Consider the following 21,299-nt stretch of genomic DNA (forward strand, 5'->3'; position numbering starts at 1 on the left):
CTCCGCCATGGCCACCTCGCCCAACTCGCCCGCCCTCCGCTCCTGGATTGACATTGCCCCCGGCTCCGACTTTCCCATCCAAAACCTGCCCTTTGGCGTGTTCGAAACCGAGGAGCGGGGCCCGCGCCTGGCGGTGGCCATCGGCGGCTACGCCCTGGATTTGTACGCGGCCAGCCAGTTCGGCTTTTTCGAGGACCTGACCGAACTGGGCGACGCGCAGCCCAAGGTGTTTCGCCGACGCTCGCTCAACGCGTTTTTGCGGCTGGGACGGCCGGCGTGGCGCGCGGTGCGCCAGCGCGTGAGCGAGTTGCTGCGCCACGATGAGCCCCGCCTGCGCGACCACGAGGAGGCCGTGCGCACCTGCTTGGTACGCCAGTCCGAAGTGCGCATGCTGCGCCCGGTGAAGCCCGCCAACTACACCGATTTCTACAGCAGCATCGAGCACGCCACCAACGTGGGCACCATGTTCCGGGACCCGGCTAATGCCCTGCTGCCCAACTGGCGCCACCTGCCCATCGGCTACCACGGGCGCACCAGCAGCATCGTGGTGTCGGGCACCGACATTCGCCGGCCCAACGGCCAGCGCAAGGCTCCTGACGAAGCCGCGCCCACCTTCGGGCCCAGCCGCCAGCTCGATTTTGAGCTGGAAATGGCCTTTGTGGTGGGCACCGGCACGGCGCTGGGCTCCACCGTGGACATTGCCGCGGCGGAGGACCACATTTTCGGCCTCTGCCTGTTCAACGACTGGAGCGCCCGCGACCTGCAAAGCTGGGAATATGTACCGCTGGGGCCTTTTCTGGGCAAAAACTTCGGCAGCAGCGTGGCGCCCTGGGTGGTCACGCTGGACGCGCTGGAGCCATTCCGCGTAGCCGGCCCCGCGCAGGAACCCACGCCCCTGCCCTACCTGCAGCACACCGGCGCGCACAACTTCGACGTGCGCCTCGAAGTGGCTCTCACGCCCGCCGGCGGCTCCGAAACCACCATCAGCCGCACCAACTTCGGCCTCATGTACTGGAGCATGGCCCAGCAGCTGGCCCACCACGCCTCCAACGGCTGCAACCTCGAAGCCGGCGACCTCTACGCCTCCGGCACCATCTCGGGCCCCACGCCGGATTCGCTGGGCTCGATGCTGGAGCTGGCCTGGCGCGGCACCCGCCCCGTGCCGCTGCCCGATGGCTCGGAGCGCAAGTTTTTGCTGGACGGCGACACGGTGGTGATGCGCGGCTACGCCGAAAAAGAAGGCGTGCGCATTGGCTTTGGCGAAGTGCGCGGCACCGTGCAGCCGGCCCAGTAACGCTTTAGCTGACTTGATTCAATCTACTTCTCACCCCCACTGCCTGTTTTCGTGAAAAACCTTTTTCTCCTGGCCTTCGGCCTTTTACTCAGCCAAACTGCTTTTTGTCAGGACATTGTTTTCAAGAAGGATATTGTGTCCGTCGACGGCAAAGATTGCCTGAAAGTGAATGACCGGGACCCCAATAATGTGTCCTTCATGGACCTGGAAGGCAACGAAATCTTCTTCCTGAAATTCATTCACAACAGCAAATACGGTCCGCTCTACACCAAAACCACCTTCCTCAACCAGAAGCTGACCATGACGGCGATGTCGTACGGTTTCACGAAGAAGCTGCTGCTGAAAAAGCTGCTGATGGACGGCACCCTGACCAACTGCGCGCTGGTGCCGGCCAGAGTGGAGAACTTCGTGCTGAAATACGACGAGAAAGTGGAAGATAAGTAAGCCAGTTGTCCTGCCCGCTTCGCTCGCTTGTTGAAAATCAGTGCATCCGGTCGTCGCGCACCGGCAGGTTGGTGATGATTTCGCCTTCGATTTTCAGCAGCTCCTGCAGGCGCTCATCCACCAGTTTGGGGTCGCAGTATTCCTTGGCCAGGTCCACGTAGCTCACGAAGTGCGCGGCTTCGGACACCATCAGTTCGTAGTAGAATTTGCTTAGCTCCTGGTCGGCAATGTTTTGCCAGAGCAGCTTGAACCGCTCGCAGCTGCGCGCTTCGATGAGGGCCGACACTAGGAGCTGGTCCATGAGCTGGCGCTCGCGGGCGCCGCCTTTGCGCACGTGGGCCAGCAGCTGCACCACGTACTCGTCTTTGCGCGGGCGGCCCAGCGCGAAGCCGCGCTTGCGCAGCTCCAGCAGCACGCGCTCGAAGTGGCTCCACTCCTCGGCCACCAAGTCGGTGAGCTCGTCCACGAGGCGGGTTTTCTCGGGGTAGTGAATAATCATGCTGATGCCCGTGCTGGCGGCTTTTTGCTCGCACCAGGCGTGGTCGACCAGGATGTCTTCGATGTTTTTTTCGGCGATGTCGACCCAGCGCGGGTCGGTGTTCAGCTTGAGCTTGAGGATGGTTTTCTCTTTCATGCCGGCTTGCTAGTTAAAGAAATTCCACTTCACGCCGAACTGGAAGCGGCGCGGGTAGCCGGTGTAGTACGGCGTGGTGAAATAGCCCGCGGCCAGGATGCCCTGGTTGATGTAAGCCATTTTCAGGAACACCGAAACCGCTTTGATGTCGGCCGTGAAAAACACGTTGGCCACGGCGTAGTTGCGGATGGTGAAGTGGTGTTGCTCGTAGAACTGCTGGGTGCTGGGGCTGTAGTCGAACGCTTGGTAGCGCGACTGGTAATACAGCTCGGCGCCGACCTGGCTGAACAGCGCCCGGCGGAAAATGTAGCTTTCGTAAAACACCCGCGAGTTGGTGACCAGCGCGGGAATGCGCAGGCCGCCCACGTCGCCGCCGCGCGTGTAGGTGGCTTGGTTGTCGAACCCCACGCGGCCCAGATGCACGAGGTGGCGCGCCGCAATTACTTGCAGATTGCGGGCCACGGCGGCCTGCGTGGGCGTGGCCGTGGTGTCGTAATACACCAGATTGCCGACGTTGACCAGGCTGGCGCTGGCCTCGAAGCGCTGGGCGGTGAGGGCGCCCAGGTCGGGCAGCTTCAGCCGCAGGCGGCCGGTGAGTTGCGTGGTGTTGGTGTTCTTGAACTCGGCGGCGGTGCCGGGCAGGTGGTGCCACTCGTAGTTGTTGCCCACCAGCTCCTGCTGCGTGAGCGTGGGCGCGTAGGAAGAGCGCAGTGCCTCGGCCGACAGCGGCCCGGTGCGCACGGCGGCCCGCAGCCAGTATTCTGGCCCGTTTTGGTTGGGGCCGAAAGAAACAGGATGAATTTCGCCGGCGGTTTCGACGGCGTAAATCGTGCGGTAGTTGAACGCCGCCGTGCCCCCAAAAAACACTTCGTTGAAAGCGCGCCGCGGAGCCGCTTCCACCAGGCGCAGGCCCGTATTCGCGGGTGTAGCCGAGAATTGGTTGATTTCGAGCGCCTGCGACACCAGGCTGGCCGTGCGGTAGCGGCCGTAGAGGCGGTATTCCACCACTTTGGTGCGCCCGAGCACGCCAAACGTGTTTTCCACCTGCGCAAACTCCACGCGGTCGAGGATGGCGTTCGTGTTGCGCAGCACGCGTGGGTAAAACCGCACCCGCGGGTAGTAGATTTCGGCCGGGTTGAGGCGCTGCAGGGCCAAATCGGAGTAGCTGTTGTACTGGCGCTTGGCGTCGAAGGTGTGGTACACGGTGAGGCCGCGGCCCAGCAGCCGGTAGGTTTGGGTGAAGTACAGCTCGTCGCGGTCCTCGTTGTTGGCGGCCTGGGTCAGGTACACGCGCTGCTGCTCGTACTTGAACAGCAGCCCGGGCTTGGACTCGCCCTGCGTGACGCTGTCGCCGTTTGCGCCGCGCGCGCGGGTGGTGATGGGCCAGATGCCGCCCTGCTCCACGCCCCGGTGGCGGGCATTGCCGATGTTGAACAGCAGGTGGTAGCGCTCATTCTCGGTTTGGTAGCGGCCGAAGAACAGCAGGTTGGAATGCTCCACCAGGCCCGCGCGCGAGCTGGTGGTGCCCAGAATCTTGTTCGACGCAATGCGCTCGTAGTCGATGCCCACGCTGAAATTTTTCTGCAGGCTGCGGCTGTAGCTGAACTCGAACACCTGCTCGCCGGACCCCGACTGGATGTAGCGGAAAAACGAATAAGGCGAGCGCGAATCGTAGTACGGCACCCGGGAGGCGTCGCGGGCGTATTTGTCGAACACGTTGCGCCCCAGGCGGGCGCCCAGTTGCAAGTTAGGCTGGTACAGCAACGGCCGCGACGCCGTGCCCAGGGCGCCCAAGTCCTGCTGAAACGTGGTGTCGTGCGTCCAGAACCGCTCCTGCGGGAAGCGCGTGAGCGTGGTGTCGAGCAGGGTGCCGGCGGTGGAGTCGCGCAGCACGTCGGCTTCGTAAATGACGCGCGTGGTTTTGGGCCCGTACAGGACTTTGGTGGAGTCGTCGAGCACTTGCGCGCGGGCCGCGGGCGCCCCAGCCAGTACCAGCAGCAAGGCCGCCAAAGCGCCCCGCCAGGGCCCAAGCGCAAGGGTGAGGCGGAAAGTGAGTGAATTCAAACAGCTAGCGAATGGGCCGGACAGGCAACGCCTCCGGCCGGGTCAAAACAAAAAATCAAGCCGCGGGCCCTGGCGGCAACAACCGCCGCAACGCCTCGGCGCCACCGCCCAAAAACGCCACACGCACCGGAATGGTATAGGTTTTCAGACGCATCTGGGGCCGCCCCGCCCACAAATCGGGGCGTTGCAGGCGCGTCGCGTCCTTTTCAGTCGTAAAAATAGGCCAGCCCGGCTGCCAATGCGCCTGCAGGGCTTCCAGGTCGGCCGGCTGGAAGGCGTGGTGGTCGGGCAGTTTTTCGTGATATCGCATCACATAGCCCTGGCTCTCAAGGTACTCCCACAGGGGTTGGGGCTGCGCAATGCCCGTCAGCAGCAGCGCAGGTCCCATATCCAGGGCTTTGGGCGGGCCGTCAATTATTTCGCTGCCCTCGATTTCCAGCTCGGCGGCCAGGGCGCGGGGGGCGCCATACTCATAAACGGAAAACAGCACCGGAACATCGGGCCGGCCGTAGCGCCGAATGCGCCGGGCCACGGCTTCCTGTGCGGCCGGGCCCAGGTCTGGTGGGCACTTGGTCACGATAACGACATCGGCCCGACGAGCGCCGCGGCGGCTTTCGCGCAGGCGGCCGGCGGGCAGCACGTGGTCCTGGTAAAAGGGCCGGGCGTGCTCCGTGAGTAGCACATTGAGCGTGGGGCGCACGGTGCGGTGCTGGTAGGCATCGTCGAGCACGATGACCGTAACGTCCGGGTGCAGCTGCTGCAACAGTCGCACGCCCAGGCGCCGCTTTTCGGCCACGGCCACGGGCACCGCCGGCCCGGCAAACTGCTGGTAATACTGCCAAGGCTCGTCGCCCACCGTGGCGGCCGAATCCTGGGGGCCGGTCAGGCGCGGGCCCTGCGTCTGACGGCCGTAGCCCCGGCTCAGAATGGCCGGCCGGTGGCCCTGGCGCAGCAATTCCTCCACCAGCCAGGTGACGTGGGGCGTTTTGCCGGTGCCGCCCACCCGCAGGTTGCCCACATTGACGAGCGGCACCGCGAAGGCTTCGGAAGTTTTCCACCCGAAGTCGAAGAGCCGGTTGCGCACGGCCATAACGCCAGCGTAGAGCCAGGAAAACGGCAGCAACAGAAAAAGCAGCAAACGGGCCATTAGTGCCCAAAATTACGTCGGGTTTGGCCGGCGGCCGGCGCGTACTTTTGGGCCATGCCCACCCTGGCCGACCAATTGCTCCATTTTCTGACCACCTTTCCGCTGCCTCCAGCCTTGCCGGCGGGCGTGGAGGCCCTCAGTCCGTTCCGGGAGCCGCCCGTGCGGGAGCTGCTTGCCCGCTTCGCCCAAAAATATTACGCCGACAACAAGCCCCGCGTGGCTCTGCTCGGCATCAACCCCGGCCGCCTGGGCATGGGCCGCACCGGCGTGGCCTTCACCGACCCCACCGCGTTGGCCGAACACTGCGGCATTGCCAACGACCTCCCGCGCGGCCGTCCTGAAACCTCTACGCAGTTCGTGTACAAATTCATCACCGCCCTGGGCGGCCCGGCCGAATTTTATCAGCACTTCTATGTAAGCTCGCTCTATCCATTGGTACTGCTGAGAAACGGCTTGAACTACAATTACTATGACTCGCCCGCCCTCATCAAGGCCCTTTGGCCGGACATTCAGCTTTCCTTGCGCCGGCAAGTGGAAGAACTCGGCTTGCGGCGTGATGTGGCCGTGAGCCTGGGCAAGCGCAATGGTGAATTCTTCAAGCGCTTGAACGCTGAGTTGGGTTTGTTCGATAAAATTATTGTCCTCGACCACCCGCGCTACCTCATGCAGTATAAAAGCCGCGACGAAGCCGCCAACGTGGCGAAATACGTGGAAACGTTGGGCAGCCTTTTGTCTGAATAAACTGAACGTCGTGCTTCCCCTCAGCATGACGTTCTCACTCCTCATTAAATAATGCCCACCGTTCAAGACCTCGCCCGCCTGCTCGAAGCCGCCGCGCCCCTCGCCTACCAGGAAAGCTACGACAACGCCGGCCTGCAATGCGGCAACCCGCAGGCCGAAATCACCGGCGTACTCATCACCCTCGACTGCACGCCCGCCGTGGTGGCCGAGGCCCTGCGGCGCGGCTGCAACGTGGTGGTGGCCCATCACCCGGTCATTTTCCGGCCGCTCAAGCGCCTCACCGGGGCCAATGAAGTCGAGCAAACCATCATCGCGGCCCTCAAAAACGACGTGGCCATCTACGCCGCCCATACCAACCTCGACAACGTGCGCGGCGGCGTCAACGACAAGCTGGCCGAAAAGCTGGGCCTGCTGAAAACCCGCGTGCTGGCCCCGCAAAGCGGCATTTTGGGCCGCCTCATCACCTACGTGCCCAACCGGCCCGAGGACCAGCAAGCCGACGTGGCCGGCCGCGTACTGGCCGCACTTTACGCCGCGGGCGCGGGCCAAATCGGCAATTATTCGGCCTGTAGCTTTCAGACTGAAGGCACCGGCACGTTCACACCCGGCGCGGGCACCCAGCCGGCTATTGGTGCTGAAAACCGGCCCGAAACCGTGGCCGAGCGCCGGCTGGAAGTGCTGCTGCCTTTGCATCGGCAGACGGCGGTGCTGCGGGCGCTGCGGGCCGCGCATCCGTACGAAGAGGTGGCGTATGAGCTGATTAAGCTCGAAAATGTGCACCAGGAAGTGGGTGCCGGCATGGTGGGCGAGCTGGCTGAGCCGCTGGCCCCAGCCGCGTTTCGGCAGATGTTGAAGCAGCAACTGCTGGTGCCCATGGTGCGGCACACGGCGTTTGAGAAGCCCATCAAAACGGTGGCCATTTGCGGGGGGGCGGGCGCGTTTCTCATTGGTGCGGCGCGGGCGGCGGGGGCCGATGCCTACGTGACGGGCGACGTGAAATACCACGAGTTTTTTGGGGCCGAGGGCCGGCTTATGCTTTGCGACGTGGGCCATTTTGAAAGCGAGCAGTTCACCGGCGAGGTGTTCCGGGATTTGCTAACGGCCGGATTTGGACGTACTTTTGCGGTCTTAATCGCTGAAACCCCTACGAACCCCGTTCAATATGACTGCTAAAAGTGCCGCCGTGTCGCCTGCCGACGTTCCCGTAGCCGCCAAGCTCGAAGCCCTGCTCACCCTGCAGCACCTCGACTCGCAGCTCGACGAAATCCGGCGCGTGCGGGGCGATTTACCCGAAGAAGTGCGGGATTTGGAAGACGAAATTGCGGGCTACGAAGTGCGCGTGAAGAAATTTGACGAAGAAATTCAGGCCCTGAACGACTTCATCAAGAGCCGCAAGCAAGCCAGCAAAGACGCCGAAAGCCTCATCAAGAAGTACGACGAGCAGCAGCAGAATGTGCGCAACAACCGCGAGTTCGAAGCCATTGCCAAGGAAATTGAGTTGCAGCGCCTGGAAATCCAGATTGCCGACAAGAAAATCAAAGAAGCCCAGTACCAGATTGACGTGAAGAATGCCGAAATCAGCGGCACCAAGTCGAAGCTGGACGAGCGCCGCAAGGACCTCGACAACAAGAAATCGGAGCTCGACACCATCGTGGGCGAGAACGAGGAGGAAGAGCGCACCATCATGGCTCAGCGCGAGGACGCCACCAAGCCGGTGGAAGACCGCCTGCTGACTGCCTACACCCGCATCCGCGGCAACGTGCGCAATGGCCTGGCCGTGGTGCTGGTGCGCCGCGACGCCTGCGGCGGCTGCTTCAACACGGTGCCGCCCCAACGCCAGGCCGACATCATCTCGCACAAGAAAATCATCGTGTGCGAGCACTGCGGCCGCATTCTGGCCGATGTGGAAGCCCGCGCCGTTTAAGCCCGGCTTGTAAGCAGCTCCCCCATCTGACTTGCTGAATGAAATCGTAGAAAGGAACGGCCCGGTGCCGTTCCTTTTTTGTTAAAACGGATATGGCATCATTGGCCGGCATTTTTCTTCGCACTGCGCACTCGGCGCGCCGGGCTGCTCTTCGGTGGGCGGGTGGGGTGGCGGGGTGGCTGCTGGTTTCGGGCTTTGCTGCGCCGGTGCAGGTTGGCTCGCCGGCGGGCCAGCCCAGCGCCAGCGTGGCGGCTACCGGCGAGCTCACGCCGGCCAGCCGCCGGGCCTATGCTGAGGTGCTGAAGCTGCGGCTGGGCCCGGCCCGGGAGTTGTTGCGGGTTGAATTAAGCAGTACGCCGAAGTCGCCCTCGCCCCTGCTGGTGGCCAATTGCATTGACTTTGCTGAATTAATCCTCACGCAGGACGCTACGCGCTACGAAGCGGCGGAAGACGCCCAGGAAGCCCGCCTGGCGGTGCTGGACAAGCTGCCGGCCAGCGCCCTGCGCGACTATGCCCGCGCCGAAATCACGCTGCATCTGGGCCTGAGCCAGCTGCTGTTTAAGCACGTGGTGATGGGCGGCTACCATTTGCGCAGCGGCTACCACCAGATGCAGGACGTGGTGAAGCGCTACCCGAGCTTTCTGCCAGCACGCAAGACGCTGGGCATCTGCCAGTTTGCGGTGGGCTCATTGCCCGAAGGCTACCACTGGCTGCTGAGCTTGCTGGGCCTCACGGCCGATTCCAACGACGGGTTGAAAAACCTGGCCCTGGCCGCGGCCCAGCCCCACGATTTCCAAACCGAAAGCCAGATTTACCTGAGTTTGATTCGGGAAGGCTATTACAAAAAGCCCGAGGAAGCCCTCCGGCTGGCGGAGCACCTGCACGCCCAACAGCCCGATAACCTGCTGTTTTCCTATCTGCTCATCAGCATCAACAAGCGCCAGCACCACGGCGAGGCGGCGCTGGCGGCTTTCCGGGCCCGGCCCACCGGCGCGGGCTACCAGCCGGTGTCCTACCTGCGCCACATGGCCGCCGACCTGCTGCTGTACCAGGGCGACTACGCGGCGTCGGAGCGCGAGAATCTGGCCTTTTTGCGCGAGTACAAAGGGCTGCACTACCGCAAGGATGCCGCCTTTAAGCTCTACCTGGCGGCGTGGCTGGGCGGGGCGCCGCCGGCCGCCGTGGCCCGCTACCGCGCCCAAATCAACGAGCCCGGCCCCACCGACGTGGAGGAAGACAACTACGCCCAGCACTACTACCACGAAGCCCAGGCCCTGAACCCCATTCTCACGCGCGCCCGCCTGCAAACCGACGGCGGCTACAACCAGCAGGCCCTGGCCACGCTGCGCACCTTTCGGGTGACGCCGAACACGCTCTGGCGCGACCGCATTGAGGAGCCCTACCGCCGGGCCCGCGCCTTCCAGGGCCTGGGTCGGCTCGATTCGGCTTGGTTCTATTTCGAGCGCACCCAAAGCGTGGCCGGCCCGAAGGCCCCCTATTATTTTGCGCCCCAGGCCGCGCTGCAGCAAGGCTACCTGGCCCAAGAAGCCGGCAAAAAGGCGCAGGCCCGCTTTTATTTCGAAAAAGCCCTGCACTACCCCTGGCACGAATACAAAAACAGCACCGACGCCAAGGCCACGCTGGCGTTGCGCGAGCTGAAATAATAGCCGACGTATTTGGAGGCTATTGCAGCAGGCCAGTGGCTGGTTATTAATTGAATGTTTCCCGTGGCTATTTCCGCAGTTTCTCCTTGCCTGATTCCTCTTGCCGACCTGCCGGCCGACTTTCGGCAGCGGGCGTTGCAGTGGGCCGCGCAGTTTCCGCATTGCACCTACTTTGAATCCAACGACGCGCAGTACCCGCAAGGCCCTTTCCAGCGCCTGCTGGCCGTGGCCCCCACCGGGGCCCCGGCTGTGGACTCACTGGCGGCGCTCGACCAATTGCGCAACGAGAATTCGATGCCTGAATTTCGTTGCGGGTTCATCACCTACGACGTTAAAAACGACATTGAAGCGCTTTCCAGCCAAAACGCCGACGGCATGGGCTGGCCGGAGCTTCACCTTTTCAGGCCCCAAACCTGGCTGTGCTGGCAAGCTGAAACGGTGGAAATCCACGGGGAAGCTACCGGCGTTTTAACCCAGATTCTGGCCCAGGTGATGCCGTCGGCAGCGGCGCCACTGGTGCCCGTTTTGCGGCCGCGCCTGCCCAAGGCGGACTACATGCGTGCCGTCGACGCCGTTCGGACCGACATCCTCAACGGAGAAGTGTATGAATTGAACCTCTGCCAGGAATTCTACGCCGAAAACGTCTCCCTGAATCCAGTGGACGTGTTTTGGCGGCTCATGGAAGCCTCGCCCGCGCCGTTTGCCGGCTTCGTGCGCTGGCACGACAAATTCCTGCTCTGCGCCTCGCCCGAGCGGTTTCTGGCGCGCCGCGGCCCCCGGCTCTTTTCCCAGCCCATCAAGGGCACCATCCGCCGCGGCGCCACACCGGCGGAGGACGAGCAACAGCGCCAGGCGCTGCTACACGACGAAAAAGAGCGCGCCGAAAACCTGATGATTGTGGATTTGGTGCGCAACGACCTCGCCCGCGTGGCCCAAACCGGCAGTGTGTGCGTGCCCGAGCTTTTCGGCCTCTACCCCTTTCGCCACCTCTGGCAAATGATTTCGACGGTGGAAGCCACTGTTCGGCCCGCAGCCGACCTGGCCGAAATTCTCCGCGCCACCTTCCCCATGGGCTCGATGACGGGTGCGCCAAAAATCCGCGCCATGCAGCTCATCGAGCACTACGAAACTGCCCGGCGCGGCCTCTACAGCGGCAGCATCGGCTGCGTATGGCCCACCGGCGACTTCGATTTCAACGTCGTCATCCGCTCGCTGCAATACCGGCAAGACACTGGCTACCTGAGCTTTCAGGTGGGCTCCGCCATTACATTTGATTCCGAGCCGGAACGCGAGTACGAGGAGTGCTTGTTGAAAGCGAAAGCGCTGCTGGAAGTGTTAGGCACGACAATCGGAGAACGATAATCCCCTGTCATCCTGAGTGTAGCGAAGGACCTTCTCCCGTTCGCATCGGTGGAAACAACCCCAACTGTTCAACGATGACAAGGTGCTTCGCTGCGTTCAGGATGACAGGAAGTTATTCGCAAAAACAGGACGGCCAGCTCTGCCATTCTGTCATTTTATGCGGCAAAGGCGTATCTTTGTATTCCGCCGAAACGCGCTATAATTATGCCCCAGCCCTTATTAACGCTTGATTTTTTAGATACTGCCGCCCCAGCTGCCGAGGCCACGCCCAGCGGCGAGGTGCGCATCACGGCCGCCACCCGCACCGGCCGCCAGCGCAAGCTCTACATCGAGAGCTACGGCTGCCAGATGAATTTCTCGGACTCCGAAATCGTGTCGAGCATTCTCTTCGACGAAGGCTTCGACACCACCGACGACCTCGCCAACGCCGACCTCGTGCTGCTCAACACCTGCTCCATCCGTGAGAAGGCCGAGCAGACGGTGCGCATGCGCCTCAAGCAAATCAACTCGCACAAAAAGCGCAAGCCCGGCATGCTGGTGGGCGTGCTCGGCTGCATGGCCGAGCGCCTGAAAAGCAAGTTTCTGGAAGAAGAAAAGATTGTCGACCTCGTGGTGGGCCCCGACGCCTACCGCGACCTGCCCGGCCTCATCAGCCAGGTGGACAGCGGCCAGAAGGGCGTGAACGTCCTGCTGAGCCGCGAAGAAACCTACGCCGACATCACGCCGGTGCGCCTGAACTCGAACGGCATCACCGCCTTCATCAGCATCATGCGCGGCTGCGACAACATGTGCTCGTTTTGCGTGGTGCCCTTCACCCGCGGCCGCGAGCGCAGCCGCGACGCCCACAGCATCGTGCAGGAAGCCCAGGCCCTGGTGGCCGCTGGCTACAAGGAAGTGACCCTGCTGGGCCAGAACGTGGACTCGTACAAGTGGGCCAGTGCCGACGGCCTGGAGTTCGTCAACTTCGCCCAGCTGCTGGAGCGCGTGGCCCTCATCAGCCCCGAGTTGCGCGTGCGTTTCTCCACATCGCACCCCAAGGACATCACCGACGAGGTGCTGCACACCATGGCGCGCCACGACAACATCTGCAAATACATTCACCTGCCCGCCCAAAGCGGCAACACCCGCGTGCTGGCCCTCATGAACCGCACCTACGACCGGCCCTGGTACGAGGAGCGGGTGCAGGCCATCCGCCGCATTCTGGGCGAAGACTGCGCCATCTCGACGGATATGATTTCGGGCTTCTGCTCCGAAACCGAAGAAGAGCACCAGGACACGCTGAGTCTGATTGACTTCGCGCAGTACGACATGGGCTATAACTTCTTCTACTCGGAGCGCCCCGGCACCCTGGCCGCCCGCAAGCTGGCTGACGACATTCCGCTGGAAGTGAAGAAGCGCCGCCTGCAGGAAGTTATCGACCGCCAGCAGGTGCACGCCCGGGCCCGCTACGCCCGCATGGTGGGCAAAGTGCACCAGGTGCTGGTAGAAGGCCCGTCGAAACGCTCGGCCGAGCACCTGAGCGGCCGCAACAGCCAGAACCAGGTCGTCATATTCCCAAAGCAAAACTTCAAGAAAGGCGACTACGTGAACGTGCTGGCCACCAGCACCACCGGCGCGGCTTTATTGGGAGAAGCAGTTTAGCTTCTTCTCGAGCGTGCAGTAGTGTTTCCGCATTCTTTAAAAAGTTATTCGTCTTGACCACCCAAGAAATTCAATCCATCAAGCTCCGCTTCGGCATCATCGGCAACGCGCCGGCGCTGAACTACGCCATTCAGGTGGCCGCGCAAGTCGCGCCGACCGACATGACGGTGCTCATCACCGGCGAAAGCGGGTCGGGCAAGGAGTCGTTTTCCAAGATTATCCACGCCTTGTCGCCGCGCAAGCACGGGCAGTTCATCGCCATCAACTGCGGCGCCATACCGGAAGGCACGATTGATTCCGAGCTGTTTGGCCACGAAAAAGGCTCCTTCACCGGCGCCAACGAGGCCCGCAAGGGCTACTTCGAGGTCACCAACGGCGGGACCATTTTCCTGGACGAAATCGGCGAGATGCCGCTGGGCACCCAGGCCCGCCTGCTGCGCGTGCTGGAGAATGGCGAGTTCATCCGGGTGGGTTCCTCAAAAGTGCAGAAAACCGACGTGCGCGTGGTGGCTGCCACCAACGTGAACCTGCTCGACCGCGTGCAGGCCGGCACTTTCCGCGAAGACCTGTACTACCGCCTCAACACGGTGCCCATCACAGTTCCACCGCTGCGTGAGCGAGGCGAGGATATCTACCTGCTTTTCCGCAAGTTCGCTTCCGATTCGGCCGAGCGTTACCGCACGCGCCCCATCACGTTGCTGCCCGATGCGGTGCAGGCGCTGACGCGCTTCCGCTTCCCCGGCAACATTCGCCAGCTCAAAAATATCGCCGAGCAGATTTCGGTGCTGGAAACCGAGCGCGAGCTGGATGCCCGGCGCCTAGCTCCCTACCTGCCGCAGGACCAGACCAGCCGCCTGCCCATGCTGCTGGGCCCCGGCGCGCCGGAGGGCTCGGCGGCCGGCTACTCGGAGCGCGACTTGCTCTATAAAATTCTGTTCGACATGCGCCGCGACATGACGGACCTCAAGAAAATGGTGCTGGAGCTGGCCACCGGCCAGCGCCCCCACGAGGCCCAGGAGCTGCTGCGCCAAAACAGCCACCTCTTCAGCAATACCGGCAGCGCCAGCGCGTTTGAGGGCAGCGCGGGTTCGGAGTATTTCCTGCCGCCGGCGCCCATTGCCTACAACAACGAGCCGGCTACGGACTACCACGACGAAGCGCCGGTGGAGGACATTCCGCACGAAACCGAGGAGGAAACCCTTTCCCTCGACGTGAAGGAGCGCGAGATGATACTCAAAGCCCTGAAAAAGCACAACAACAAGCGCAAATACGCCGCCCACGACCTGGGCATCTCGGAGCGCACGCTTTATCGCAAACTCAAGCAATATGACCTGGAGCAAGTTTGATTTAGCCGCTGGCTATAAGCTGTTAGCCATTAGCTTTCTCTGGCTCTTTGGCCGAAGAGCTATCGGCTATCAGCTAGTAGCCAGCAGCTTGCTGCTGAGCGGCTGCGGCATCTACTCCTTCAATGGCACCAACATTGACCCGGCGGTGCGCACCATTTCCATCTCCACCATTCAGAACAATGCGCCCACGGGCCCGGCCTTCCTCACGCAGCGCTTCACGGAGGATTTGAAGGACTATTTCCAGCGCAACACCAACCTGAAACTGGTGCCGCGCGACGGCGACCTGCAATTCGACGGCAACATCATTGCCTACGATTTCGCCCCGGCGTCCATTCAGCAGGTGGGCGGCGTGAGCCAGGCCGGCTCCAACCGCCTCACCATTCAGGTTAAAATCCGCTTCACGAACAACAAGGACGACAAACAGAGCTTCGAGCAGGTGTTTCAGAACTTCGACGACTACCCCGCCGACCGCAACATCGCCACGATTAACAACGACCCGAACGCCGTGCGCACCACGACGACCAAAATCATCACCGATATTTTCAATAAATCGGTGGCCAACTGGTAAGCGGTGGCCAAGAGCCGTTTCGGTAAGGGCCGACGGTTGAGCCAATTGCCGAAAGCGAACGGCAGTTCCCTGTAACTGAGCGGCCCCGGAGCGGGTGGGTATTTGCGTAAATTGGCGTAATGTTGCGGCCCCATTCTTCCGCCCACCGTGCAGATTTTAGGAATCGGGCTGCTTTTAATCTTCGTTTACTCCCGTGACCCGTGCCACGCTCCTGCAAGTTCTTGCCCGTCCCACGGCCCTCGGCCCGGCGGAAGTGCGCGAGCTGGAACAGCTGGCCCAGGCGTTTCCCTACTGCCAAACGGCCCACCTGCTGCTGGCCAAAGCCGCACACGACCAGGGCACCATGCTGGCCGGCCAGCGCCTGCGCCGCGCCGCCACCTACGCCGCCGACCGCACGCTACTGCGCCGCCTGATTGAGGAAGTAGAGCCAGCGCCCGTTTCAGAACCCATTGTAGCGGTTAACGAAACTTCTGCCGACGCCGCACCAATTCCGAACCCACAACTCGCTGCACAACCAGCGCATTATGAAGAAGTTGGCACCCTAAAATCTATAGCAGAAGTTGAAGTAGATGAAGCTCCTGCTGTGCAGAGCCGGGCAGCTCCTGTGGTTGAGGTCCAAGAGTTCACTGCGGCGGCTACACCTGCCGAAGCTGAAGAAGCGGTTGCAATCGAGCCAGCAGCGGAAGCGGCGCCCAATGACGCCGAGCCTGTCGCGGAAGCATCGCCGGAACAGGAGCCCACAGCTCCGGAAGCAGCAACCGAGCCCGTCCCGGAAACGCCGACAGCAGCCGAAGCAACATTGGCGCCCGAAGAAGCGCCGGCAGCCCCCCAAGAAGTTGAAGCCGAACTTTTGCCGGTGCTGGTTGACCAGGAAGACGCATTTGTGCCGGCCGTTTCGCCGGTCCCGGAGCTAGCCGAGGCCGTGCAGCTGGCAGAGGAGCCGGACTTGCCCGCGCAGGCGCCCGCCATTCGCCCGCCGGTGGAAGTGGGCGAAGCTCGCTTCGAGTTCGGCTTGGCCGAACCTCCCCCGCCCGCCTACGAGCTGCCGGGCCTGGTAGACGAGTGGGCCGCCGCCGCCGTCACGCTCAGCCTGGGCAGTCCGGAACCAGGCGCTGGCTTTCTGGCGCTCAATCCCGGAGCGGCCGCAGAGGAGCCCGAATGGACCCCGGCCGCTTTCACCGGCGACGAAACCATTGGGTACGGCTTTGGCGAAAGCAGCCGCCTGGGCTTCTCCCTGCAGCTCCTGAACTTGCTGACCGACAAAGCCGAAGCAGCTGACAATGCTTCGGTGGAAGCAACGGCGCAGCCGGCGGTGACGCTGCCTCCGCCCGGTGCTTACTTCGAGCCCGACCCGCTCCTGCTCGACCACTGGGCCACGCACCGCCCGCCGCCCCCGGCGCTGCCCTCGTCGCTCGACCTGATTAACAACTTCCTGAAACGGCAGCCGCGCCTCACCCGGCCGGCCATGCTGCCGCCCGCGCCCGGTGGCCAGGCCGACCTGAGCGTGCGCAGCACCCGCGCCGAACCCGACCTCGTGTCCGAAAACCTCGCCCGCATCTTCGTGCGCCAGGGCAAAACCGCCCGAGCCATTGAGATTTATGAGAAGCTGATGGTGAAACAGCCGGAAAAAATGGCGTACTTTGCGGCCCAAATACAATCTTTGCAACCTCCGGCGTAATTCGCCTTTTTGTTTTATTGCTCATCATGTACATCGCTCTCATCGTTCTCATTCTTCTTGTGTGCTTTCTGCTGGCCCTGGTGGTGCTGGCCCAAAACCCCAAAGGCGGCGGAATTTCGAGCCAGTTCAGCGCCGGCGGCGCGGCCAGCATGATGGGCGTGAAGCGCACCGGCGACCTGCTGGAGAAACTGACCTGGGGCTTTGCCATTGGCCTCGTGGTGCTGTCGCTCGGCTCGCACATGCTGACTTCCACCGGCGGCGGCCCCGCTCGCAGCGTCAACCAGCAGCGCGCCCTGGAAACCAAGCTGCCCGCTTCGGCCCCGGCGCCCACCGCCCCTGCTCCCAGTGGCGCTCAAGCTCCGGCTGGCGGCGCCACCACGGCGCCCACCACGGCCCCGGCAACACCTGCGGATGCTCCTGCTACGCCTGCCAAATAAACTCGCGCTTCCCGCGTCCCAATCTTCAAAAGCCGGTGCTTCCACGCGAAGCACCGGCTTTTTTGTTGGCCGTGTGGTCGAGCTGTCGCATTCTTGTCAACTTTGACCCGCTGATTCGTTCCTCTGCCACGAAAGTTCCCGAAAACTGCCCATTTTGTCAGGTTTCCGGGGCTGGCACGGGAAATGACGAGGGGGCGTAGACTCTGATTTTCCACCTTACATAACCCAAACACACACAGAATGGCACTTAGCATGAAACCGCTGGCCGACCGCGTCATTGTTCGCGCCGCCGCCGCCGAGGAGAAAACCAAATCCGGCATCATCATCCCCGATACGGCCAAGGAGAAGCCCCAGCGTGGCGAAGTAGTGGCCGTAGGCGAAGGCAAAACCGCCGACAGCGGCTCGCTCATCAAGCCGCAGGTGCAGGTAGGCGACCAGGTGCTCTACGGCAAATACGCCGGCACCGAAATCACCGTCGATGGCGAAGACCTGCTCATCATGCGCGAGTCGGACATTTTCGCCGTGCTCTAAGCCGTCAGGCTTGGCCCCGCGAAAATTCCAAAATACCTCATTATCCTTACTTACTTCAGTTCCCAGAAATGGCTAAGAACATCCAATTTGACGTTGAAGGCCGCGCCCGCCTGCAGGCCGGTGTCAACAAGCTCGCCAACGCCGTAAAAGTGACCCTCGGCCCGAAAGGCCGCAACGTCATCATCGACAAGAAGTTCGGCGCGCCGAGCATCACCAAGGACGGCGTGACCGTGGCCAAAGAAATCGAGTTGCGCGACCCCATCGAGAACATGGGCGCCCAGCTCGTGAAAGAAGTGGCTTCCAAAACGGCCGACCAGGCCGGCGACGGCACCACGACGGCAACGGTTTTGGCCCAGGCCATCTACACCGCCGGCTCGAAGAACGTGGCCGCCGGTGCCAACCCCATGGATTTGAAGCGCGGCATCGATAAGGCTGTGCTGGCCGTGGTGGCCAACCTGAAGTCGCAGTCGAAGAAGATTGAAAACTCGGCCGAAATTGCCCAGGTGGGCACCATTTCGGCCAACAACGACGCCGAAATCGGGAAGATGATTGCCGATGCCATGGAGAAAGTGGGCAAGGAAGGCGTCATCACCGTGGAAGAAGCCCGTGGCACCGAGACCGAAGTGAAAACGGTGGAAGGCATGCAGTTCGACCGCGGCTACCTCTCCCCCTACTTTGTGACCAACCCCGAGAAAATGGAGGTTGAGTTCGATAACCCTTACGTGCTCATCTACGACAAGAAAGTGAGCACCATGAAGGAGCTGCTGCCCGTGTTGGAGCAAGTGCTGCAAACCGGCAAGCCCCTCGTCATCATCTCGGAAGACGTGGACGGCGAAGCCCTCGCGACCCTGGTGGTGAACAAGCTGCGCGGCTCGCTGAAAATTGCTGCCGTGAAAGCTCCTGGCTTCGGCGACCGCCGCAAGGCCATGCTGGAAGACATTGCCACCCTCACGGGCGGTACCGTTATCAGCGAAGAGCAGGGCTACAAGCTCGAAAACGCTACGCTGGAATACCTCGGCACGGCGGAGAAAATCATCATCGACAAAGACAACACGACCATCGTGAACGGCAAGGGTTCGAAAGACGCCATCAGCGGCCGCGTGGCCCAGATTAAGGCCCAGATGGAAACCACCACGAGCGACTACGACAAGGAGAAGCTGCAGGAGCGCCTCGCCAAGCTGAGCGGCGGCGTGGCCATCCTCTACATCGGTGCCAGCACCGAAGTGGAAATGAAAGAGAAGAAAGACCGGGTGGACGACGCCCTGCACGCCACCCGCGCCGCCGTTGAGGAAGGCGTGGTGCCCGGCGGCGGCGTGGCCCTGGTGCGCGCCCTGGAGTCGCTGGCCGGTGTGGACACCATTAACGCCGACGAGCGCACGGGGGTGAACATCATCCGCACGGCCCTGGAAGCCCCCCTGCGCACCATCGTGGCCAACGCCGGCGGCGAAGGCTCGGTAGTGGTGCAGAAAGTGGTGGAAGGCAAAGGCGACTTTGGCTACAACGCCCGCGAGGACCGGTACGAAAACCTGGTGGCCGCCGGCATCATCGACCCCACCAAGGTGACCCGTCTGGCCCTCGAAAACGCTGCGAGTATCGCCGGCCTGTTGCTGACGACCGAAGCCGTGATTTCGGACGAGCCCGAGCCCAAAGAGTCCGGCCATAGCCACGGCGATGGCGGCATGGGCGGCATGGGTGGCATGGGCGGCATGATGTAAGACCGCAGATTATAACGGATTTGACGGATTACGCAGATTCGTTATAACTGCTAACAGAGAGCCCCGCTGGCGTTGCCGGCGGGGCTTTTTTTATTGGCGGAGGCAACGCTTAGGCATATTTACAAGGGTTTGTTTTGGGTGCAGGAGCAGGCAAGCCGTTAAGCCAAAAGCGGTATTCCTCAACTCAAACCCGCTGCTGGTAAACCCGGGGCGGAAAATTGAGCCGGCAGTAGTAGGTTCGGGTGAACTTGCCACCGTATGCGACGTAGCCTCTTGATTTTGCTGGTAAGCCTGTGGGCTGGCGCCGCGCGGGCGGCCGTGCCAGCGCGGCTGCCTGCCGACAGTTGGGCCACGGTGCAGGGTCGCAAGCAGGGCACCGTGACGGCGCTGTGGAACGCGCTCGACCCGTTTCTGTTTCGGGAGGCGGGCACGGGGCGGCTGCGGGGCGTGGAATACGAGGTAATGGAGTCATTTGCCGCGTACGTGCGGCGGCGCTACGGCGTGCGGCTGCGGGTGGAGTGGCGCGAGGTGCCGGTGTTCGACGAGCTGCTGCCTTACGTGGCCCATAGCCGGCAGGCGGGGGTGTTTGGCTGGGGCAGCTTTTCGATAACGGACGCCCGCGAGCGGCAGGTGCGCTTCACTCCGCCGTATATGCCCGACCTGAACGTGCTGGTGACCCACGAGCGGGTGCCCACCGCCGGCAGCGCCGCCGAGCTGCTGCGCGCCCTGCGCGGCGACGGCGTGGCCTACACCATGCAGGCCACCACGATGGCCGACGACGTGCGGGCCCTACTGCCAGCCAGCGGCCCGGAAACTCCTACCCGCTTCACGGCCGACGATTTTGACATTCTGGAACGCATTGCCGGCGACGAGCGGGTGTTTGGCTACGTGCCGCTGTCGGTGTACGTGGTGGGCCTGCAGAAAGGACTGGCCATCAAGCGCCACCCGGCCCTGACCCGGCCCCGGCGGGGCTGCGCCGGCATTTACCCACCGGGCAGCGACTGGCAGCCGGTGGTGGACGAGTACTTCGGCAGCGCCGAATTTGGCCGCGTGAGCCAGCAGCTGCTGCAAAAGTACCTGGGCACCTACATGTCGGCGCTGGTGGCGGCCCCGGCCCAGGGCAGCCGGCCTGCCGACGACCGGGAGCTGTTGCGGCTGGAAAAGGAAATTGTGTCGCAGCGCTTCGTGGACGCCGCCTTGCAGCACCAGCAGAGCCGCACCTACCTCAACGGGTTCATCCTGGTGGGGCTGCTGGTGCTGGTGCTGGCCGGGGCGCTGCTGGGCCGGGCCGTGCTGGTGGGGCGCTTCAACCGCCAGCTTCAGGCGCGCAACGCCGTGATTGGCGAGCAGAACGAAGCCATTGGGCGCATGAACCGGCAGCTGGAGCAGAAGGTGCTGCAGGGGCAAATGAACCCGCACTTCATCTTCAACTCGCTGAACGCCATTCAGTATTTCGTGAGCCTGGACGAAAAGCGGCAGGCCCTGCACTACATCGCCGCGTTTGCCCGCTTCATGCGGCAGCTGCTGGCCAACGCGGCCAATCCCACCACGGCCGTGGCCGACGAAATCCGCCTGTTGGAGCAGTACCTGGCGCTGGAGCAGCAGCGCTTTGCCCACAAGTTCACCTTCAGCGTGGAGGCGCTGGCGCCCGGCCCGGAGCTGCTGGCGGCCCGGCTGCCCTCGCTGCTGCTGCACCCCTTCGTGGAAAACGCCCTCTACCACGGCGTGCTGAACCGGCCCGATGCCGGCGGCCACATCCGCGTGCGCTTCGAGCACACCGGCACCGAGCTGCGGGTGGCCGTGGAAGACAACGGGGCCGGGCGCCAAACGGCGGCGGCTCAGCAAACCCGCCAGCGCAGCGCTCACCTCACGCCCTTCGCGCAGCTGGCCCAGGAGCGCCTGGCCTTGCTCAACGAGGACACCGCCACCTCTATACGGGTGCAGACCGTGGACCTGGCCGACGAAGCCGGCGGGCAGGGCACCCGGGTGGAATTTGCGTGCCCGGCCACCGCGTGAGCGGCGGGCGGGAAATCCCAGCCCCGGGTAGGACAACTGCATGGCTATGCCTGATTATTCAGTATCATTGAGTGTTGGCCGCCCCGTGCCCGT

General features: G+C 62.9%; 18 protein-coding genes. 15 read left to right on the forward strand and 3 right to left on the reverse strand.

The genetic code is table 11. The features are described 5' to 3' along the window. Positions 1 to 7 precede the first annotated feature (7 nt). Together fahA and I2H31_RS06110 are read left to right on the forward strand one after the other, a co-directional pair. On the forward strand, positions 8 to 1,294 hold the full coding sequence (fahA, locus tag I2H31_RS06105; protein WP_196292112.1) for a fumarylacetoacetase: 1,287 nt from the start codon (positions 8 to 10) through the stop codon (positions 1,292 to 1,294). Positions 1,295 to 1,345: 51 nt separating this feature from the next. Further along, a complete protein-coding gene (locus I2H31_RS06110; protein WP_196292113.1) occupies positions 1,346 to 1,738 on the forward strand; it encodes a hypothetical protein in 393 nt (130 codons plus the stop codon). A 37-nt stretch (positions 1,739 to 1,775) separates the two neighbouring features. Here the strand turns inward: I2H31_RS06110 and miaE are convergent, their stop codons facing one another. From miaE to lpxK, 3 genes are read right to left on the reverse strand one after another with little or no spacing between them, the layout of a single operon-like run. Further along, on the reverse strand, positions 1,776 to 2,372 hold the full coding sequence (gene miaE, locus I2H31_RS06115; protein WP_196292114.1) for a tRNA-(ms[2]io[6]A)-hydroxylase: 597 nt from the start codon (positions 2,370 to 2,372) through the stop codon (positions 1,776 to 1,778). 9 nt (positions 2,373 to 2,381) lie between these two features. After that, a complete protein-coding gene (locus I2H31_RS06120) occupies positions 2,382 to 4,436 on the reverse strand; it encodes a putative porin (protein ID WP_196292115.1) in 2,055 nt (684 codons plus the stop codon). Positions 4,437 to 4,491: 55 nt separating this feature from the next. After that, positions 4,492 to 5,583, reverse strand: a complete 1,092-nt coding sequence (gene lpxK, locus I2H31_RS06125) for a tetraacyldisaccharide 4'-kinase (RefSeq protein ID WP_196292116.1) — start codon at positions 5,581 to 5,583, stop codon at positions 4,492 to 4,494. A 54-nt stretch (positions 5,584 to 5,637) separates the two neighbouring features. Between lpxK and I2H31_RS06130 the strand changes: the two genes are divergently transcribed. The 13 genes from I2H31_RS06130 (at position 5,638) to I2H31_RS06190 (ending at position 21,206) form a co-directional block, all read left to right on the forward strand. Next, positions 5,638 to 6,324 (forward strand): uracil-DNA glycosylase family protein, encoded by a 687-nt coding sequence (locus I2H31_RS06130; RefSeq protein ID WP_196292117.1) that lies wholly within the window; start codon positions 5,638 to 5,640, stop codon positions 6,322 to 6,324. 51 nt (positions 6,325 to 6,375) lie between these two features. After that, positions 6,376 to 7,497: a Nif3-like dinuclear metal center hexameric protein gene (locus tag I2H31_RS06135; RefSeq protein ID WP_196292118.1), complete on the forward strand. Its 1,122-nt coding sequence runs from the start codon at positions 6,376 to 6,378 to the stop codon at positions 7,495 to 7,497. Beyond that, entirely contained in the window at positions 7,487 to 8,248 is a 762-nt protein-coding gene (locus I2H31_RS06140) for a zinc ribbon domain-containing protein (protein WP_196292119.1), read from the forward strand. Before I2H31_RS06135 ends, I2H31_RS06140 begins: the two co-directional genes overlap by 11 nt. Before the next feature lie 92 nt (positions 8,249 to 8,340). After that, positions 8,341 to 9,912 (forward strand): DUF3808 domain-containing protein, encoded by a 1,572-nt coding sequence (locus I2H31_RS06145; protein ID WP_196292120.1) that lies wholly within the window; start codon positions 8,341 to 8,343, stop codon positions 9,910 to 9,912. A 63-nt stretch (positions 9,913 to 9,975) separates the two neighbouring features. After that, positions 9,976 to 11,274, forward strand: coding sequence for an anthranilate synthase component I family protein (locus I2H31_RS06150; protein WP_317192184.1), 1,299 nt, complete (start codon positions 9,976 to 9,978; stop codon positions 11,272 to 11,274). 204 nt (positions 11,275 to 11,478) lie between these two features. Beyond that, positions 11,479 to 12,915, forward strand: a complete 1,437-nt coding sequence (gene miaB / locus I2H31_RS06155; RefSeq protein ID WP_196292122.1) for a tRNA (N6-isopentenyl adenosine(37)-C2)-methylthiotransferase MiaB — start codon at positions 11,479 to 11,481, stop codon at positions 12,913 to 12,915. 53 nt (positions 12,916 to 12,968) lie between these two features. After that, positions 12,969 to 14,261, forward strand: coding sequence for a sigma-54 interaction domain-containing protein (locus tag I2H31_RS06160; RefSeq protein WP_196292123.1), 1,293 nt, complete (start codon positions 12,969 to 12,971; stop codon positions 14,259 to 14,261). Then, a complete protein-coding gene (gene lptE, locus I2H31_RS06165) occupies positions 14,242 to 14,829 on the forward strand; it encodes an LPS assembly lipoprotein LptE (protein WP_230687503.1) in 588 nt (195 codons plus the stop codon). Before I2H31_RS06160 ends, lptE begins: the two co-directional genes overlap by 20 nt. 193 nt (positions 14,830 to 15,022) lie before the next feature. Beyond that, positions 15,023 to 16,507, forward strand: coding sequence for a hypothetical protein (locus I2H31_RS06170; protein WP_196292124.1), 1,485 nt, complete (start codon positions 15,023 to 15,025; stop codon positions 16,505 to 16,507). 26 nt (positions 16,508 to 16,533) lie between these two features. Beyond that, entirely contained in the window at positions 16,534 to 16,944 is a 411-nt protein-coding gene (gene secG, locus I2H31_RS06175; RefSeq protein WP_196292125.1) for a preprotein translocase subunit SecG, read from the forward strand. A 240-nt stretch (positions 16,945 to 17,184) separates the two neighbouring features. Then, positions 17,185 to 17,475: a co-chaperone GroES gene (gene groES, locus I2H31_RS06180; RefSeq protein WP_035563022.1), complete on the forward strand. Its 291-nt coding sequence runs from the start codon at positions 17,185 to 17,187 to the stop codon at positions 17,473 to 17,475. A 68-nt stretch (positions 17,476 to 17,543) separates the two neighbouring features. Then, the gene (gene groL / locus I2H31_RS06185; protein ID WP_196292126.1) at positions 17,544 to 19,190 is read left to right on the forward strand and encodes a chaperonin GroEL; all 1,647 of its coding nucleotides are present in this window, start codon (positions 17,544 to 17,546) and stop codon (positions 19,188 to 19,190) included. Between the two features lie 258 nt (positions 19,191 to 19,448). After that, the gene (locus tag I2H31_RS06190) at positions 19,449 to 21,206 is read left to right on the forward strand and encodes a histidine kinase (RefSeq protein WP_196292127.1); all 1,758 of its coding nucleotides are present in this window, start codon (positions 19,449 to 19,451) and stop codon (positions 21,204 to 21,206) included. Positions 21,207 to 21,299 lie beyond the last annotated feature (93 nt).

The organism is Hymenobacter ruricola (assembly GCF_015694525.1).
Classification (GTDB): Bacteria; Bacteroidota; Bacteroidia; order Cytophagales; family Hymenobacteraceae; genus Hymenobacter; species Hymenobacter ruricola.